15 protein-coding genes are annotated in these 18,807 nt (G+C 55.1%); all 15 read left to right on the top strand.

Annotated elements, in window-relative coordinates; translation table 11 throughout:
• The first annotated feature begins 267 nt into the window (after positions 1-267).
• The 15 genes from E2L06_RS18450 (at position 268) to E2L06_RS18530 (ending at position 18,766) form a co-directional block, all read left to right on the top strand.
• Positions 268-1,317, top strand: coding sequence for a PAS domain S-box protein (locus E2L06_RS18450; RefSeq protein ID WP_138783060.1), 1,050 nt, complete (start codon positions 268-270; stop codon positions 1,315-1,317).
• A 387-nt stretch (positions 1,318-1,704) separates the two neighbouring features.
• The gene (locus tag E2L06_RS23050) at positions 1,705-2,160 is read left to right on the top strand and encodes a pilin (RefSeq protein WP_394348753.1); all 456 of its coding nucleotides are present in this window, start codon (positions 1,705-1,707) and stop codon (positions 2,158-2,160) included.
• Positions 2,161-2,196: 36 nt separating this feature from the next.
• Entirely contained in the window at positions 2,197-3,951 is a 1,755-nt protein-coding gene (locus E2L06_RS18465; protein WP_138783062.1) for a hypothetical protein, read from the top strand.
• A complete protein-coding gene (locus E2L06_RS18470) occupies positions 3,948-4,823 on the top strand; it encodes a hypothetical protein (RefSeq protein ID WP_249361524.1) in 876 nt (291 codons plus the stop codon). Before E2L06_RS18465 ends, E2L06_RS18470 begins: the two co-directional genes overlap by 4 nt.
• The gene (locus E2L06_RS18475) at positions 4,823-6,028 is read left to right on the top strand and encodes a hypothetical protein (protein ID WP_138783063.1); all 1,206 of its coding nucleotides are present in this window, start codon (positions 4,823-4,825) and stop codon (positions 6,026-6,028) included. The genes E2L06_RS18470 and E2L06_RS18475 overlap by 1 nt, the downstream gene beginning before the upstream one ends.
• Before the next feature lie 5 nt (positions 6,029-6,033).
• A complete protein-coding gene (locus E2L06_RS18480) occupies positions 6,034-9,354 on the top strand; it encodes a VirB4 family type IV secretion system protein (protein ID WP_138783064.1) in 3,321 nt (1,106 codons plus the stop codon).
• Positions 9,347-10,495 carry a hypothetical protein gene (locus tag E2L06_RS18485; RefSeq protein WP_138783065.1) on the top strand — a complete coding sequence of 383 codons (1,149 nt, stop codon included), beginning with the start codon at positions 9,347-9,349 and terminating at the stop codon, positions 10,493-10,495. The genes E2L06_RS18480 and E2L06_RS18485 overlap by 8 nt, the downstream gene beginning before the upstream one ends.
• Entirely contained in the window at positions 10,485-13,502 is a 3,018-nt protein-coding gene (locus E2L06_RS18490) for a type IV secretory system conjugative DNA transfer family protein (protein ID WP_171052432.1), read from the top strand. The genes E2L06_RS18485 and E2L06_RS18490 overlap by 11 nt, the downstream gene beginning before the upstream one ends.
• 356 nt (positions 13,503-13,858) lie before the next feature.
• Positions 13,859-15,127 (top strand): hypothetical protein, encoded by a 1,269-nt coding sequence (locus tag E2L06_RS18495; RefSeq protein ID WP_138783066.1) that lies wholly within the window; start codon positions 13,859-13,861, stop codon positions 15,125-15,127.
• 251 nt (positions 15,128-15,378) lie between these two features.
• Positions 15,379-16,164, top strand: coding sequence for a M48 family metallopeptidase (locus E2L06_RS18500; protein ID WP_171052433.1), 786 nt, complete (start codon positions 15,379-15,381; stop codon positions 16,162-16,164).
• A 566-nt stretch (positions 16,165-16,730) separates the two neighbouring features.
• Positions 16,731-17,195 (top strand): hypothetical protein, encoded by a 465-nt coding sequence (locus E2L06_RS18510; RefSeq protein WP_138783069.1) that lies wholly within the window; start codon positions 16,731-16,733, stop codon positions 17,193-17,195.
• Between the two features lie 155 nt (positions 17,196-17,350).
• Positions 17,351-17,641, top strand: coding sequence for a hypothetical protein (locus E2L06_RS18515; RefSeq protein ID WP_138783070.1), 291 nt, complete (start codon positions 17,351-17,353; stop codon positions 17,639-17,641).
• On the top strand, positions 17,641-17,976 hold the full coding sequence (locus E2L06_RS18520) for a hypothetical protein (protein WP_138783071.1): 336 nt from the start codon (positions 17,641-17,643) through the stop codon (positions 17,974-17,976). Before E2L06_RS18515 ends, E2L06_RS18520 begins: the two co-directional genes overlap by 1 nt.
• Positions 17,977-18,068: 92 nt before the next feature.
• Complete coding sequence (locus tag E2L06_RS18525; RefSeq protein ID WP_138783072.1) at positions 18,069-18,428, top strand: helix-turn-helix domain-containing protein; 360 nt, start codon at positions 18,069-18,071, stop codon at positions 18,426-18,428.
• A complete protein-coding gene (locus E2L06_RS18530; RefSeq protein ID WP_138783073.1) occupies positions 18,425-18,766 on the top strand; it encodes a PemK-like protein in 342 nt (113 codons plus the stop codon). Before E2L06_RS18525 ends, E2L06_RS18530 begins: the two co-directional genes overlap by 4 nt.
• Positions 18,767-18,807: the final 41 nt, after the last annotated feature.

Below are 18,807 nucleotides of genomic sequence, written 5' to 3' on the forward strand. Positions count from 1 at the left end.
TCGCGTGGGGGAAACGCGACAGGCAGATGAATTCAGTGAGTATCCATCAATCTTATCACGATTATCAGACATATAAAATCGTATCTGTTGCTCCCAAACCGCTCACTGCTCTACTAGGCCCGCTCGTCGATGTCTTGAATCGTTTCGCAGGTCGATCGTCATCTCGAGCAGTGTTGTCTCGAGGGAGTCGCAGTGACATTCTCCGTGAAATGCACTTGAACATACTATTATTATAGGGAATTTCCTATGGTCAAGTATGATCTGATAATGGAAACCAAGAACCCATCTCTCCCGTCGATCGTTGATCGTCTGAATGCCGGAGTCACACTACATGAACCAGAGACAGGTGTGATTCTCGACGTGAACAATCGATTAGAGCAACTCTATGGGTATTCCGCAGGCGAACTTCGAGGCATGTCTGTGGGAGATATTACACCCTCTTCACAGAGATACACAGAAGCGGACGCTCTCAATCGAATCCAGGCTGCTGCTGCTGGGAATTCCCAGATCTTCGAATGGAAAATTGAACGCGCAAATGGGGAATCTCGATGGGTACGCGTTCATCTTACACCAACACAACTGGATGGGGAAGTCTACGTCTGTGCTGAAGTAAACGATATTACGAAGTACAAGGCTCGTGAGCAACTTCTTCGGCTCTTGAATCGCGTTATCCGTCACAATCTGCGGAATGAAATGAACATTCTCATGGGCTATGCAGACCGGGTCAAGACCGCCATCGAAAACGATCAACTCGAGGAGGAACTGGAGACGGTTTTAGAGATCGCCTCTGAGGTCGGGCGACTGAGCGATTCGCTCACCGAAATTGAACAAATCGTTGAATCTGAGGCGACACAGCGGGAAGCGACGAACCTTCGGACTGTGGTTCAAACGTGTGCGACAGAGGTCCAGTCAACCTATCCCGCAGTCGATCTGCTGGTTGAGGCACCGGCTGATGTCTGGGTGGTCGGGAATACAGGACTCAAACATGCGATCGAGCATGCGATCGATAATGCAGTGAGACATAACGATCAGGCGACGCCGGAAGTGACGATACTGGTAACTGACAATCCCGAGACCAACCAAGGGATCGTTCGAATCGCAGACAATGGACCGTCTATCCCCGAGATTGAGACTGACGTCTTGGACGACGAGACGGAAATTAGCAGTACGTACCATGGCTCTGGCGTTGGCCTCTGGGTGATGCAGTGGGCTGTAAATGCACTCGGTGGAGACCTCTCTTTCGAGGAGAACTCGCCTCGAGGCAATCTCGTCCAGATTGCGCTCCCAAAAGCTGAATCGCTTTCCAACGATGCGTAGCAGCCACTAATCATTCTTTTTAGCATCTCTTGAGAGTGATAGCGGGTCTTGAGGATTGAAACTCACTCCATTAGTAAGCTCTACCGGAAATTTTTATATAGTATATTCAATAAGTGTTCTGTGTGTTCAACTCTAACGAGAAATGAACCATGGAGAATGCAGACACCATGAGTGGCTTGGTCCAACTGACCGACGCAGTATCAGTCCTCCTGCAGCCCGGGCCACATCCGCCTACCAGGTCCCAAGACGGACTGGTCGAGCAGACGCCCTTCGACGAGACTCGTTCTCGGAGCCCTCGAGGTGAGGTGAGTGACCGAACTGAAGCAGCCCCCGTTAGTGTTGCTCTCGAGGCGCTGTTCGAAATATTCCATGCAGACCGTTACACCAATGAATACCAATTCACCGCGTAAGTCACCAGATGCGTCGACTGAATGCCCTGATTTGCTGGCTGGGTTCCGGCAAGCGTGTAGGCGAGTCGCGCCGGCAGCGACCTCACTCGCAGTTTGGCTGGCCTTTATCGCCCTCGCTTCTGGATCAGTAGCTGCTCAGTCGAATGTGGGTGATGTCTACTGTGGTACCGGTGTCGAGACTGGCATTGGCATCGTTTTCGGAGCTGTTGCTGGTCTCGGTCTTCCAGCAACGGGATTCTACGTCGGTCGAGCTGGCCTCTCGTACATGCGCGCTGGCGGGAATCCCGAAAAGAAGAATCAGGCCAAAGAGAAACTCGTGATGTCGGGTATCGGGTTCGGGATCATCGTCCTTGCGCTGATCTCACCCGAACTGATCGATAAAGTTGGCAGTCAGATGGGATTCGGCTTCTCAGACTGTGTCCAACCATTCTGATTCACTAGAGCAGAGCTTGCGGTTGCCTGAAGCCCAATGACCACGCTACGTGTGATCGACGTCACCCTCATGCTTCTCGTCGCAAGCGGAGGCGCTGTGTTCTTGGCTGTCGGTGTCACTGTTGCTGAGCCGAATTCGAGTCCAGCGATTCCTGCTGATGGGCCCGATTACGGCGTGAACGAGACACGGTTCCCGCTGTTGTGGTCGGATGATCTCGATCAGCAAAACCGCTCGAGCGATGAATTCGAAGACACAATTTCCTCTGCGCCGGAGTTTTCGACCCGGCTTGCAGGGTCGACAGACGTCCCGTTCGAGAAACCGATCGACGATGTCGAGAGGTGGAACAGCGGTGATCTTCAGGACTTTGACCCTGGTGGCGAGAAAACCTCTGTCCATCCCGAACGGGCACACCTCGAGGATGAGCTCTACATTCGGGATGCACACACGAGCATCGTTGCAGTCCAGCCGTCGACGGTGCTGCACTCGGGGAACACCTCGACGCGGTACATCACGCCAGACGGCGAGGTCCTTGTGATAGCCGACTATCGGGTCCGTGTCCCAGACGATGACACGAGCGGCTCGGTTCGCCATCACTGGTCGATTGCTGACACTGCCGTTGACACGGTTGTCTTACAGACAGAGAGCTGGACACTCGATGCCGATCATGGCCATCGGTCCACTCTCGAGTACAGGAGATTGTCGGGAGCGCAGAATCTGACTGTCGAGGCGACAGTCACCGCTCGCCTTCGGCATGAAACCCGGACGTGCACTGATTACAATAGCACGATCGGCTCCTGTGAGAGTTCGTGGGAGACAGAAGTCGACTATCCAACTGAACAGGTAACAGTAACTGATTCACGCCATGCAGTTGTCTCGCAGATTGACGACAGAGGCGGGAAGCGCGTTACGTTCGAAAACGATCCAACACACACTGGTGTCGTCATCCACCCTGGAACTCGGTGGGCTGCAATCGATGTTGGCAGTGATGCGCGCTTGCGTGGAAACTGGCGGTTTTATTCGGCGGGAGTCGACGGCTGGCGGACGATGGTGTCTCGGACGGAAACAGAGACAACTCGGACGAACTCGTCCGTTCGTCCGGCACAACTCCACGCTATCCCCACGCAGAAACGGCCAGATGTGCCGAGCGAGGCAACGGAGGATGCTGAGCAGCCGTTAGTGATCGAAGAAGCGTGGGGGAGCAAACACGCTGGCCCGTCCCTCTCGATCGAGATCGCCATTCCGGTGGTTGACAACTATACGAATGCGACGTCGATCGCCGTCCGATCGGATACGCTTCCAGCAGCCACCTTCGACGAGGTGACCGTTCACGGGATCGTTCGTGGCCAGTCAGAGACGATTTCGGTCACCGACAACGGAACCGTTCGTGACACCACTCTCGAGTTAACGGTTCTCGAGGCAAACTCGTCGGGAACGCTCGTTCAAGCAACCGTCACGGAGACAACGACCGGTGATCCGGTCACGACTGGGCGAGTCGAAATCGGAAGCCAATCAGCTGCGCTGAATGCAAGCGGAATGGCCGTTCTTGAGCTCGAGAAGCGGCCGTCGTCGCTCATCGATGGCCAGTACGTTCCCGCAGACTGGTGGCGTGCCGATCAGTTGTACTCCGCAGCGGAGGATCGGGCGACGGTTCCCCCGAACTACCCTAAGTTCCAGAAGCTTGTCCAGCTGTTCCTCGTAACGCTGCTCTGGTTCTTCCCGGTTGCTCTGGCTGTCTACGGTTTTGACTACCTGACTGGCGGTGCGGTCCTTGGACTACGAGACCATCCATGACAGAAAATACCAATCGAGACGACAGTGGTATCGCTCGCCGAACAGTCCTTGCTAGCCTTGGTGTGAGTACCGCCGCCCTTGCCGGCTGTACGTCGGACACGTCCACAGACCCATCAAACAGCAGTAACAGTACGGATGGCAACGGGATTAGTGCAGAAGGTAGTGACGTCTTCACTTCTGTCGAGATGGATGACACAACCCTCGAGATCGAGGTTGCCGATGATGCGTCAGTTGAGTTCATCAATCTCATTGACCCCAACGGCGAGTTGTTCGACCAACAGCGCCTTGCGACCGGTGAGACCACGACATCGTTCGAAATTCTCGGTCGCTACGAGGACAGTGTGCCCACTGGAGAGTATGAACTGATTGCTCTCGATGGAGACGAGCAGGTTGATACGACAACAATCACGCTCGAGGCGGAGTGTACGATTACGGATGTCCTGTGGGCAGCAGAGAATCTCGACATGGAGTGGGACAAGAATTCGCCTGTCTGGGACAAAAATGCAGCCGTCTTAATTGAGAATAAGGGGAATATCCCGTCGCTGCTCACTGAGATCCAATGGACAGGAGCGCCAATCAATCATCTCCTTTCGACTGAGACCAAATCATACTACCACGAAACGCTCCTGCCGCCCGGTGAGACTACCACTGTATATTCCGGTGGGAGAATTTATCGAACCGAGAGTCCACATAGCTCCGTTGATTGTGGAGAACTTGGGACTGAATCTCTAACTGTGACGGCTATTGTCCAAGTTGGCGAGAATCCTTCATATTCACAACAGATTAGATATGGTGGTACAGAGCAGTCGTGCGATCTCACTATTATCGATAACAGTTCAGACGGCTCCTTGTCAGAGGATGGTGATCTCTGATGGCATGGCTAAGAGAAGAGGTCAAGGGAGCAATCGAAGATGTCGTCGAGGATATGACTGAGATGCTCCTTGGACTCATGAACACCATTTACGAGGGTATCCTATCTCCGATCGTTGGTGTTCCAGCACCGACATCTGATTCGGGATATATGGTTATCGGAACGCCAGATAATGAGCCTTGGGCTAGTATATACCAAGATGTCTATCTGAAGTATGTGATGCCCCTGACTATTATGATTCTAATCGTTGCCTTCGCATTTATTGGGCTTCGGGCAGGCTCGATTAGCGAGTATCGGCGGAAACGACTCCTGCGGCGGCTAGGGCTTGTATTTATGGCGACATTCGTCTGGTTCCCTCTAGCCTCTATTCCGTTGCAATTTATCGACGCAGTCGGAATGACAATTGCTCCAATTGACGACATGACTGCAAATTTCGAGGGGCTGATCAAAGGAGCACTGGGAGGAATCTTCGCCATTCTTGCGATGGTCGTATTGTCCAATGTGGCACTCGTCGTAGCTGGATTTATTGTTGCTTTCCGAGAAATTGGGATCCTTGTCCTGACACCAGTTATGCCATTGTTGGGTGTTCTCTGGGCGCTCGAGATTTGGCCATTCACTCCAGCATCCAACATGGCACGTCGTGTCGCTGGGATCTATCCAGGGCTGGTGCTTGCGGGGCTTCCAGCGGCGGTCTTATTTCGAATCGGCTGGGCAATTGACCTGAACACTACGTTTGAAGGGATTTACTCCGTGTTTGTCGGACTTGCACTGATTCCTGCAGCGATTATCGCGATGGTCATGACGGTCTACTGGAGTAGCCCTGCAATGCGGACAATCGCCCAGAAAGGTGCCACTGCGACGAATCCTGCAGCGGCCAAAGCTGGCGCTGCAAAGGCAAAGCGTACCTCTGGAAAAGCGGTCCGTGGTGCTCGAAACGTCCACCGTGGATACGCAGATAACCGGATTGGATCCGTCACGAAAAGCGGCCAGACGACACTCGGGACCGGCGATTCGAAAGCGTACAAGCTTGGCTCTTCGGCACGCTCAACGAAGGAGCACGCCGGCCGCTACAACAACTTGCGGAAGTCGAGGACTGGGCGGATGCGCGATAAGGCCGCTGATGACGCTCGCAACGCCACACAGAAAGCATCGACTCGAGCCAAGCGTGGGCTCAAAAACACGAAAGAGAAGGTCTCACGGTGGTGAATTCGATGAGTACGAACACCTCTGATCACGACTATACTGCGCGAAAGATTCACCAGTCGCTGGGTGGCACAACGGCCTTCTTCCGGGGCTACACGATGGGCGAGCTCATGTTGTTTCTCGCAGTGGCGTTCGTCACGGTCGTTGCAGCGACGTTCGTCCCAGCAGCACTGACGATCCCGGTGCTGGGATTCGGGCTTATGCTCGTGACGTTGCTGTTCTTGCTCCACAAAGTCAAGCCCCGATATCTGTGGCTGACTGAGTGGCTCGCTGTCCGTCTTAGCTGGGCGATCAAGAACAAGGAGTACACGCACGGTGGCGAGGACAACAGCGAGGTCCGGTATCTGACTCGCCTCCAGCGAGTGTACCCACACGCGATCGAACGAACGGATGGCGCACTCGTTGGGGCGATGAAGGTCGAGCCCGCGAACATGGCCCTCGAGGATGATGATGCGTGGGCGAAGGCTGTCCAGTCGCTCTCGGAGTTCGCCAACTCGACTGTCGACTTTCCAGTGAAGATCTACGTCACCAGTCGTGAGGTCGATGACGACAAGATCGTCCGTGCCCACCAGGATCGACTCGCTGACGCCGACGTCCGCTCACGTCCCGTGTTGAAACGGCTTCTTGAGGAGTACGTTGGAGCGAATACGACTGACAACGGCGAAATCGACTCGGAGACGACCACGATTCGCGAGTACTACCTCATCACTGCGGTGAACGATGATGATATCGAGCACTTCGACACAACCGACGACAGTGTCCTCGCTTATCTTGCTGATCTTCCTGCTCTTGGACGGCTCTTCGGTCGGTTCCAAACCGACGATCTGACCGACGCCGAGCGAGAGCAATTCAAAGAAGAACACCTCGAGTCACGACTCACACAACTCCGCCGTGGTGGGTCGTCGCTCTATCGGTGTTCGGTCAGCCCTGTTGATGCCTACGACCTCGCTCGGATCACGAAGGAGTACTGGACGTGCCGTCCCGAAGAGTACGCCGATATCACGAACGCACTCGGGACGTTCCCAGTCGTCTCCCACGGGATAAGCGACGGTGTCCCAGCAACGCCTGATCCCGATGATGTCCTCGATGCGATGGCCGAGCACGACAGTCCGTCAGATACGGCTTCGAGCGATCGTGGTGAAGATGCTACTGGCGAGGTGGATGCTGTTGACGACTCGTCAGCCGGAACGGGTGACCCGCTGCCAGACACGTCGACGATGCACCAGTCAGTAATTGCGCCGTCGACAGTCGACTGGGAGACAACATACGCCGTAATCAACGACGAGACGTACGTTCGCACGTTCTGGATTGAACAGTTCCCCGAGGAACCGCCAGATGGCCTCCTCGAGCGACTGTTACTCGATACGGAGTTGCAGACCGACATCAGCATCCACCTCGATCCGTTTGACAGCCAGTCGGCCCAGGATATGATGGCTGACTGGATCTCGGATTTGAAGATCAACCAGCACGATTCGAACAGTCTCAAATCCGAGGATCTCCAGGAAGACATCGATCAGGCGAAGTACATGCGATCGCTTGTCCGTGCGAACAAAGCGTCGTTCTATCGCGGTGGTGTGTTCATTCGCCTCGCCGCTGATAGTCAACAGGAACTCGATAATCACACGACGCGCCTGCGGTCGATAATCAAGGATGCGCCAGCGAACTGTACGCTCAAGGTCGCGAGTCGCTGGCAGGAACGTGGACTCGCAACAGTGTCGCCGCTTGGCGCGAACGAACTTGGCCGTGACCGTATGTCGACGCTGACGAACCAAGCCGTCGGCGCGATGTTCCCGTTCTCGTCGAACTACCTAATGATGGACGAGGGTATCGAGTACGGCTATCACGGCCACAACGGCTCTCCGATTCGGATCAACCCGTGGGCGCTCGAGACGGGTCACAGTGAACTCGTCGTCGGGATGCCGGGGGCTGGGAAGACGTTCGGCGACATCATGCGACACCTTCGGATGATGAAACGCCGCACCGACACGATGCTCGTTCTCGTCGATCCAGTTGGTGGCTTCCGCGGGATCGCAGACGCGCTGAACGCAAAGACGATCACCGTCGGTGGCGATACGAAGCTCAACCCACTCGAAATCCGAGAGACGCCCCAGCATGTCCTTGATTCCGGTGACGGGATCTCGCCGTTATCGGCGAAGAAAGACGAGGTCTACGCTGTCCTCGAGAACTTCCTCGACGCTCGTGATATCGAACTCGGAACCGAGACGGGCGTCCTCTCGTATGTCATCGACGAAGCCTACCGGCAAGCAGGGATCGTCGAGGACGACGTCTCGACGCACACGTCGGCAAATTCACCGACGATGCAGGACGTCCATCGGATCCTCTGTGATATCGCCGAGAACCCGGACGAGCACAATATCGCGGAGTCCGAGTCTGCTCGCGAGCGTGCTGCACAGTATGCGGACGAACTCGCGATTGCGTTCCAGCCATTCCGCGAGGGAGGCTCCTACGAGAATCTCTCGCACCACTCCGAGATCGATATCCTCGAGGGCGACAACAAGGTCGTCTATATCGACCTCGGTCAGATCGAAGGGAGTGCATCGGGGATCGATCGCCAGACGTTCCTGATGCAACTGTTGCTGTCGACGATCTACCAGCAGGCGAAAAACACTCAGCGAAACGTCGAACTCGCCATTGACGAAGCCCACTACCTCTTCGAGGACCAGGCCAACCTCGATTTCCTCGAGACAGCGTTCCGGCACCAACGCCACGCGGGACTTCGGATGGTGTTGCTCTCTCAGACAGCCCAGGAGTTCTACGAAACAGAGCAGGCGGAGAAGATCATCGGCATGTGCCCGATCAAGGTCCTCCACAAACTCCCCGAACTAGACGATCGGACAGCCGACAAGATCGGCTTGACCGAAGAGCAGCGTCGGTACGTCAGGGGTGCCGACGCCGGGAACGAAGATCTCGGCTATAGTCAGGCACTCGTTCGCGTCGAAGAACACGGAACGTACCCGCTGCATATCGTCGCTGACGACTTCGAGAAACGGGTTATCGACTACGAGCCCGAGGACCAGGCCTTCATTGAGCAGGCGATTCGTGACGAGCCAGCGGAGTTGTTCGCCTTCGAAGAGTTTGTCGAGAACGAAGCTCAGCGCAACGCGCTTGCAACGCGTCTCGATCTCAGCACAGATGCGGCCAGTCGGCTTCTCGAGGCAGATCTCACGAAAGAGGAGGTTCTCGATGCAGTCGTCGAGCATTCCCTCGAGGCAGACAGTGAGAAATCGTCTGTTCGGCCTGATGGTGGAGGATCAGCTACTGAACAAGATACGACTGAAACGGTGTCTGACCCGCAAGATCATGACTAGAGCCAACCCAATCAAGACAATCCTGGGTTCGTCGCCACAGTATGAGGCGACGCAACTCGACTTCGGAGAGCACGACTCGTTTGTCCAACGGCAAGCGGACACACCAGGGACACTACTGCGAATTCGTCCCTACAAAGAGAACAACGGTATCGCGGACGGGGCTGGAGTCCTCCAGTCAGTCCACGATGTGACGACGAACTTCCGTGGGAAGAACACGAGTGATCATCACTCCTTCGAGGTCTGGTTCGACGAAGGGAAGATCAAGTTCTACATGCACGCTGCCACCGAGGCGGCTGCCGACAAGTTCCGCCGCCGTGTCGGAAACAACTACGCCAACAGCGAGGTCTTCCCCGTTGAGGAGGGCCATGCGTTCCCCGTCATTGACGCCGACCAATATGTCGCTGGTGCGTGGCTTGAGATGGAGAAGATCCCCTACTATCCGATTCGCCATCACAACAGCGAGGGATTCGAGACAGATCCTTACGGCGAAATTACGAGCGAGATGCTGTCGCTTGACGAGAGTACAGTCGTTACGCAGGTCGTCTTCCGACCTGCGAAACAGTCGTGGACTGACGGTGACCAGTTCAAGCACAATAGCGTCGACGAGCTCGCTCATGCACTTCGGCAAGGGACGTCCGTCGGCTGGCTGAATCCTCGTACGCGACCGCCGAGCGAGAAAGACAAACAGGCCGCGAAAACCATCGAACAGCAGCGTGGCCAACAGGCGTTCCACGTGAACATTCGAGTTCTCGCCGCCTCGAGCGAACAGGCCGAAGCCGAGGCCCGTGCTCGTGGCGTCGCGGGGATGTTCAGGAAGTACTACAATGCGATCACTGAGCAGGGCCTTGACGACAAGCCTGTCTGGCATCGCCGAGAGCGGAAACGTGCCACACGGCTTCGGCAGTTTGTCGAGCGAATGCGTGACCGCGAGTGGATCGATCGGCACATGATTATGACCGTCGACGAACTTGCCGGCGTCGCACACATCCCTAATGCAGAGATTGAGACGCCGAATATCGACTGGCGATATACTCGACGTGGTGACCGAGCCCCTGCCGATCTCGGGAAATACGAACAGTCCGCCGATAGCAGCGCTTCTACCGAACACAACGGTTCTTCTGGAGGACACAATGGTGTTTGATCGATTCTTTGGCCGCAGCCGCGGCAAAGAAGCAGCAACGGACGACACGGAGACAGAGCCAGCAACACAAGCTACTGATGACGGTGACTCGCCGCCTGATTCACCACCTGTTCCCCAGTCACGGCTCGGCGAGACGTACGATATTGATGAACAGAAGACGAACTCTGTCGGTGGAAAGCAAGCCATCACTGAAACGGTCCAAGAGGGAACTGTCGCAGGGCCGTTTGTTCGCGAGATGTTCGAGGCAGGTGTTGATACACCGTCTGCACCACTCTGGGTCGGCTACGATAAGGACCCACAGCGCGGCTTCCGTGAAGTGCCGCTCCGCTTTGACTCGCTTTTCCGCCATATCTGGATTACGGGCACCACTGGCTATGGGAAAACCACGGAATTGCTGAATATGATGGTCCAGTGGGCGTACGCTGGCCACGGCTTCACCTACTTCGATCCGAAAGGCCGCGACTCTCGTGAACTCCTGCGGAAACTCCCCGAAAACCGACTCGAGGACGTGGTCTGGATCGAGCCTGGTTCGACCATCCATGAGAAGACGATCGGGATGAACTTCCTCGAGGTGCCCGAGTGTGAGACGACCGAAGAACTCGAGAACGAGATCGAAAATCGGGTCGAGAATTTGAAAGCGGTCTTCGACACCTCCGACTATTGGGGAATCAACATGGAGGCGATCACCGAGTCTATGGCTCGGGCGATGATGAAATCTGAGAAGCCGTTCTCGATCATCGATATGTACTTCACGTTGCTCAACGCCGAGCGGCGCGAAGACTTCGCCCTCGATGTCGAGGACCCTTACATCAGAGAGTTCTGCCTCGAGATCGCGAATATGGAAGAGGAGACGGTTCGGCCACTGCTGAAACGGATCAAGTCGTGGGTCGAGAATTCAGTGATCCGCCGGATCATCGCTCATCGTGAGAGTACGATCGACTTCCGAGACATCATTGAAGACGACCGAATCGTCATCGTTCGAACGCCCGTCGAGAATACGGACATCAAGAAGATGGTCACGCTCGGCGTGATGCGCAATCTCTGGAGTGCCGTTCAACACCGGTCGTATGAACACGATACTGATCCAGATCCCTATTTTGTCGTGTGTGACGAGTTCGACGACATCGCTAGCGACAATCTCGATATCGAGTCGATGCTAGCCCGTGCTCGGTCGATGCGTCTCTCCGTGACGCTTGCCTCTCAGTACCCCTCGCAGTTTGATGAGGATACGCTGAAAGCGATGCAGAACAACTGTGATAACCTCTTTGCCTTCTCGGTCAACGATGTCGACGATGCCCAACTGCTGATGAAGCGGTTCCAGGGCTACACGGCAGAGGATTTGATCTCGACTGATCAGTACAAGGCCTGGACGAAACTCCCGCTCGACGGTGGACGCTACTCTGAGCCGGTCCTCATCAACTCGTTCCCGCCGTATCCACCGCTTCGGTCGACCGAGACTGTCGATGATATCATCGAACAGAGCCTCGAGCGCTACGGAACTGAGCCGCTAACGGACGCGGAGATCCTCCAGAGTCTCCTCTACAGCGACGCCAATGAGGCAGCCAATCCGACGAAAATACTGGATGAGACCATGGCAGAAGCCCTTCGCACTGTCCAAATTCGAGAGGGTGTGCGAGAGGCAAATGGCTGGGTTGATGTAACAGCTGTTGACGAGGAACTCGTGGCTCGCCTCGAGAAGACCGAGCTCGAGATTGACTATGCAGATGAAGACCTGCCGGACGTGCGTGATGCCTCGCGGTTGATCGAGGTCGACCTACAGAACGGCGAGATCGTCGTGCGCCTCACAAACAAGGGTGAAGAGTTTGTCCAGCCCAAGACAGGCACTGTTGGCTCGGCTGGAGGAACTAGCCATGATGCAGTGCTTTTGGATGCTGAGGTGTCACTCACTGAACGCGGGTTCAGTGTCGAGATCCTCGAGCAGGATGGGAGCGAGCAACCTGACGCCGTTGCGACGCACCCAGACCACGATGTTGTGTTTAACATCGAGGCTGAGACAACGACGCCAGACCGCCCAGCGAAGGTTCTGCAGAATCTCAAACGCGCTCACGAGGAAGACCGCATTCCGATCTTCGTTGTCCGTCCTGGTGATCCTGAAACGGAGTGGGCGTCACGAGTCGAGAATATCCTCTCGCCGCCATTCCGAGAGCGAACGGACGGCACTGAACAGTTCTATAATTGCGACGAGGTTGTGACCTTCGGTGGTGGTGCGACGGCTCACGGTGGCGTCACTGCGGTTCGTCCCAAGACATCCAATGCGAATCGGACTGTCTGGATACATGACAACGGAGAACGTGTGCTGTCTGACGGTGAGACAGAGTTCACTCGTGCACCGGATGATGGCCCGCTCACAAAAGATGACGTGCCGGCCTACTACAGTTACGACCATGAGTCTGGTCAGTACACTGTTCATCAACCCGGTGAGACACTGACCTATGACTCGAAAATCGAGTTCGAGGCAGACTGGATGCCGATCAAACGTCCGTTCCTCCCTGACATTGATCTGCCAGATGCGAACTATTCGCGTGACAGCTATCTCATCCTGATACACCCTACAGACGGTAGTCCCGTACTCTTCCAGCAGGGCGACATATACGAATTGTCTGAATCGCCAGACGACGAGGAGCTATGGCCGGATGCTACCTCCGTTGAGCACTCCAAGAGTGGGGAGTCGCCCCAGTCGGCTGAGTCACGTTCATCAGGAGAGCAATCTGTGCAGATCGAGCCAGATAGTGATGGCATTGAGGCGTTCGCAGCGATGTACATCAGAGAAACAGATGGTACGCAGATACCGAAGGCAACATTGTTTCAGGCGTACTCGAGATGGACTGATCAGCACGACATCGATGGGACAAACGCGAGCTGGTTCGGTCGGAAGCTTGCGAACGTCGTTGAGTATGAGGATGATCGTATCAGAGACGGCGACGATCTGGTGACTGTCTACTCTGGTATTGATCTGACCAGAGACGGATCAGAACACCTTGAATGAGGTTCTTATCACAACTATGACTGTATTTCAAGAGAACGAAGAACTGGATACCTCTGCACTAGCACCACTATTCCTATCCGTGCATCTTAGACCATATAACCTCCAATCAAGGGTTTATACCTATGTTTGTTCAGGGCAAAACAACTGTTCGGGTCAAGGTTCTGATGAATGTTCAGGACAAAATCGCAGTACGGGAGCGGTGTTCAGGGCAAATCGAGGGGCAAAACCAACTAGTATAGAACGGGTTACCCCCGTTGGACAGGGTAGCGAACAGCCCACTAGGTTTCGGCTTGTTTATCAACATCTTGATAGTGGATGTACGATGTCTGAATGGACACCTCTTACGAGGTCGATCGATGATATCTGAGAGTGCTACCTCGGTACTTCCCGAGGAGTTACGAGACCGTGACCAGTGGGTCTGCTGGAAAGAAGAACTTCGAGATGGGAAGCCGACGAAGATACCAGTGACACCAAGTAGTGGTGCGTTCGCGTCATCGACGGACCCGGAGACATGGGCGTCGTTCGAGACGGCTCTCGAGTACGCTGACACAGGGAACGCCGATGGCATTGGCTTCGTCTTTACCGACGACGATCCCATCGTCGGCGTGGATCTGGATGACTGTCGAGATCCCGCAAGCGACGATGTCGACGACACAGCACTGGACATCATCGAGCGACTTGATTCCTATACGGAGATCTCTCCGTCGGGTACTGGGTTCCACGTACTCATCAAGGGAGAGCTCCCGGATGGACGGAATCGCCGTGGCAGCATTGAACTGTACGACACCGCTCGGTTTTTCACCGTGACCGGCGACCATCTCGAGGACACACCACCTCGCGTTGCACGCCGGCAGGACGCGCTGGTCGCGATCCATCGTGAGTACGTCCAAGACACTGATCCTGATCCAGAGCACGAATCTGGGGGCCATCGCAGTAGGGACGAGACGGAAACGACGGGCAGTGCAGCCCATACCGATGTCGACCTCGAGGACGAGGAACTGCTCGAGCGAGCGCAGAATGCATCGAACGGTGAGAAATTCGAGCGGCTGTGGCGTGGCTCGACTGCTGGTTACGAGAGTCAGTCAGAGGCGGACATGGCGCTGTGTTGTTTGCTGGCGTTCTGGACTGGCGGTGACCACCAGCAGATAGACCGGATCTTCCGCCAATCGGGACTGCTCCGAGACAAGTGGGACGAAGTCCACTATGCTGACGGCTCTACGTACGGCGAAAAGACTATCCAACGAGCGGTTGCGAGTACCTCTGAGTTCTACGATCCGGACACTCGAGAGACGGCAACCGAATCTGCTCCCAGAACGAGCGAGACATCGACCGCTGCCACCCGTGACAAATCGGAGCGGACTCCGAATCGTGCGTATCTGGTTGAGAAGAATCGACTGTTGACTGACCGTGTCGACGAACTCGAGGCCACGCTCGAACAGAAAACTGAGCGTATCGAGCAACTCGAGGCAACCAATCGAACGCTTCGCGATCAACTGACAACTTGTGAGGAACGACTTGAGATGCACGATCAGCGTTCAGAACGCGAGACAGACGTGGATTCGTCTCCCGATCACGATTCACTCTGGACTCGTACAAAGCAGTTCGTTGGCAGAAGAAAGGAGTAGATCTGATGGTCACACATCTACTACGCAGATCTGTAGCCGAGCTGATAACGTGGATACTGCTTTCGGTAGCTGTATTTCTCGGTTGTACTCTCTATGTCAGATGGACCATTCCGACTGTTGATCTCTCTATGGTTGCCACCCCCTTGGCAGTCGTGAGTATCACGGTATCTGCTCTCGTACACTCTGTCGTTTACCCAGCACAATATGTGCTATCGGAAGTGCAGCGGATTCTCGATGAAGAGAGTTCTCGTATGGGTGCGATTACGCGGATTACAGTCATCGGATTCAGCGTTCTCGCATTACTCGCCGCTAGTGCACTGTTCATCTTTGGAGAATCACTACTCGAGCTTGTTGTTGCGGTGTTCCTTCTTGCAGGGATAGTGGCGATGTCGGGTACATTCATTCGAAATCATGTTGCAACACGACCCTTGAGCGAGCGAGAACGCGCTGCATGTGAGATAGGTGCCGACCAAGACGTTACATTTCGAGTGGCTACTGGCGAGTTCGGACAGACAATCAACGGACTTGCTGCCGGTGTCTTTCCGGCTTACAAACTCATTCTGATCAACGAGCACTCGTTTGAAGCACTTGACGACGAATACATCGCAATGATTGCAGCTCATGAACTGGGTCACGTCGACGAAAACCACGCAGTCGTCTCTCTGGTTGGGGCGGTAGTGCTGACAGCCCCGTCCCTCCTCTCTGTTCGGTATTTTGTGCAGCACCACTGGATGCTGTTTCTGGTTGTCGGTAGCGCAGCGCTCGTTGGACGAATCGTCTTCGCGTGGACCCGACGACAACTCGAGTATCGAGCAGACAGATACGCAGCCAACCTTCTCGAGGATCCACACCAAGTTGCCAATGGGCTACATGCACTCAGAGATGCTCGGATGGCAGAGACAGCTGATAAACAATCCCCCGGAAGGCTATACGAGAGAGCTATACGCCGAATCCGCAACTGCTGGACACGCATAGTGTCTACACATCCTCCGATAGACGATCGAATTAGCCATGTTGAGCGATTGATGGAACGCTGACTGACTAGTGCTGGTACGGTTCGATGGAATGTCCGCAGCGCCTTGCTAACTCGATCAGACTTCTCTCGTTGTACGTATTCGGCTCTGCTGAGACCCTCAGAGAGTGATAGGTTCAGAACCCTCTGCGGTAAGTACAGAGGTAGTAGTTACCAGTTCTTTAATAGCGTAGAAATAAGCATAACCACCGCAAAGACAATTGTAAAGACCATTACTCCGACTCCGAAAACGTAGTACGGGTTCGTGAAATTAGGGCTGTTGAGGAACAAGAAGAGGCTAAAACTCGAACCCATCAACAGAACCACTGCAGACGGAACACTTGGATTATACCAGTCCTCAAGTGCGTCCCGGACAGTTCCATACATATCATTATATTGTCTTCTGTATCGTATAGCATTTGCGGTCGGTGAACTATGGTAAGTTCGCACCTGTAGTGCGCAGTGGTTCCACGGGAATAAATGACTAAAGAATGGGATTTCGACAGAGCTACGTATTCTAAAACGACCCCTCCGGAGTATTTTTTCGCCCCGAGATGGGTGCGGGGCGATCGAACTGTCCCGAGATAGCGAATGACCACTGAGCGACAGCACCCACAAGACCGTGATATTGATCGGACACCAACTTACCGACAGCCCTCCGAGCCACCCTGGTCTGGCCTCGAGTTACGCGTTCCGAACGACCGAAGTCGGGAATCACTCATTTCATTCGTCGAGTGTGTTCTCGTCGAACTCACACATGCAGACGTTGGTGCCGAATATCGATCGTCGAACGTCTGGGGAGTTAAACTGACACAGTACATCGCTGCTGATACGGTTGGCGAGAGATTCAAGAAACTCCATTATGACGAACGGCTCGGCTGGCACAAGCAGATGATGTCTCGGCAGGACGTGCGTGATGAACTGATCAATCGCCTCGCACGGCCTGCGTCACTGGCGACGAATCAGAGTCATTCCCATCCTGTTGAAGAACCAGATACGTTCAGGGTGAAGCCGACGTGGCAACTGCGAACGGACCGACGGCCCGGCGAAAAGTAATCACCAGCCGTTAGTACTCAAGCCCGCTGTTGAATATCGATCACTGACCCCATACACACACGCAATGTCTTCGACTTGACTGAGCTCCTAGAAGCGAGTTTATCGGCGCCGTGAGGCATGAGGCGCGTTCAACAGTGTGCCTCATGTGGTTTCCAATGACTGATCCAAATCCGATTGGCGACACTGCAGACGATTACAGCCGATTCGAGGCCAGACTCGTTGCCCGTGATCAGGATGCAACTCGCGTCGTGACCGCAGATCTCGGCGAGACAACCGCCCGACAGCTCGTTATGGAACTGATCGATAACGGTGTGGTGACGCCGGTACCTGGCAAGCGGGTGTTCGTTCACGAGCCAAGTGGGACCGCCTTTGACTCGAGCACTCAGCTTGCCGTCTTCCATCGAGGCTGGACGGCTGCTCGCAACGCCGACGAGGTGGGCGAGTGATGCAGCAGACGCTCGCTGGCTGTGCCTTCTGCGACGCCCTGCCTGGCACTGAGGTCGGTGAGGCGCATACCTGGGGAAAAGACAAGCGAGTCTCTCACCCTATCTGTGTCGACTGCGCTATTCAGGCGGAGCCGGACCCTGACGAGCGCGATCACTGCACCTGCGATGGTTGTGGGCTCGTCGTCGACGCGCTTGCAGCCCTCACGCGGTTCCGCGTCGAACTCGGCCACCTCGAAGGGACGATACAATTGTGTGCGCGGTGTAGTCCGGATGGGTTAGCTACCTACTGGACGCGCGACCTCGAGGAACACCTCATCGCGACGCCGACAGAGTGAATGACAGAGGCAGACGACCTTTAGACGTGAGTGTACTCCTCCTGTAACAAACACACAAAACAGCTATGCACCCACAGCACCAACAGTAATTTATGTCGAGCGGCACCATCGATATCGACGAGTTCGAGAACGCCGACGACGATGAATTCGAGGAACGAAACGACACTGAGCGTATCGTGCTGTTCCTTGACGAGAACGACGACCGGGCGTGGAAGGCGGCGACGATTGCTGAACAACTCGAACTGGATACGGACGCCGTTAGTGCGATCCTCTCGCGACTGAAGGAACGAGGTCTTGTGCGGCACAAGCGCCCGTACTGGGCGATCACAGACAACGAGGACCGGCTTCGAGCCGCCTACCGACTCCACCAGCACCACCAGACTGCAGACGAGCAGTATGGCGAGGAAGATCTCGAGGAGTTGAAAACTGACGAGATGGAGGAAGTGCGGTGACTGCGTTCGATGAACTAGAACGCGGCGACATTATTTGGGGGACCGATCCACTCTCGGACAAAGGCCGTCCGATGCTTGTTCTGGGAACACCTCGGTTCCCGAACCACGGCGTACAGCTGATCACCGTCCTGATCTCCACGAAAGGTTATCATGAAGAATCTCTCACACTCCGCGACGACGACTACGAAGGCGAACCGCTTGGGGAACGAAGTCACGTCCTTCCGTGGTCGCTCGCGACCCTCAACAGTGCGACAGAGGTGGAATTCCATATGACTTCTCTCGTCGACGAACGCACCGAGAACGTGGCCACACAGGTAATCAGCTACATTTCCTCCTGAGCGACCCGTGCTATCGTTAACGGCGACACCGGGAAACCGGC

Source organism: Haloterrigena sp. H1 (genome assembly GCF_005938085.1).
In the GTDB taxonomy this organism is placed as follows: domain Archaea; phylum Halobacteriota; class Halobacteria; order Halobacteriales; family Natrialbaceae; genus Natrinema.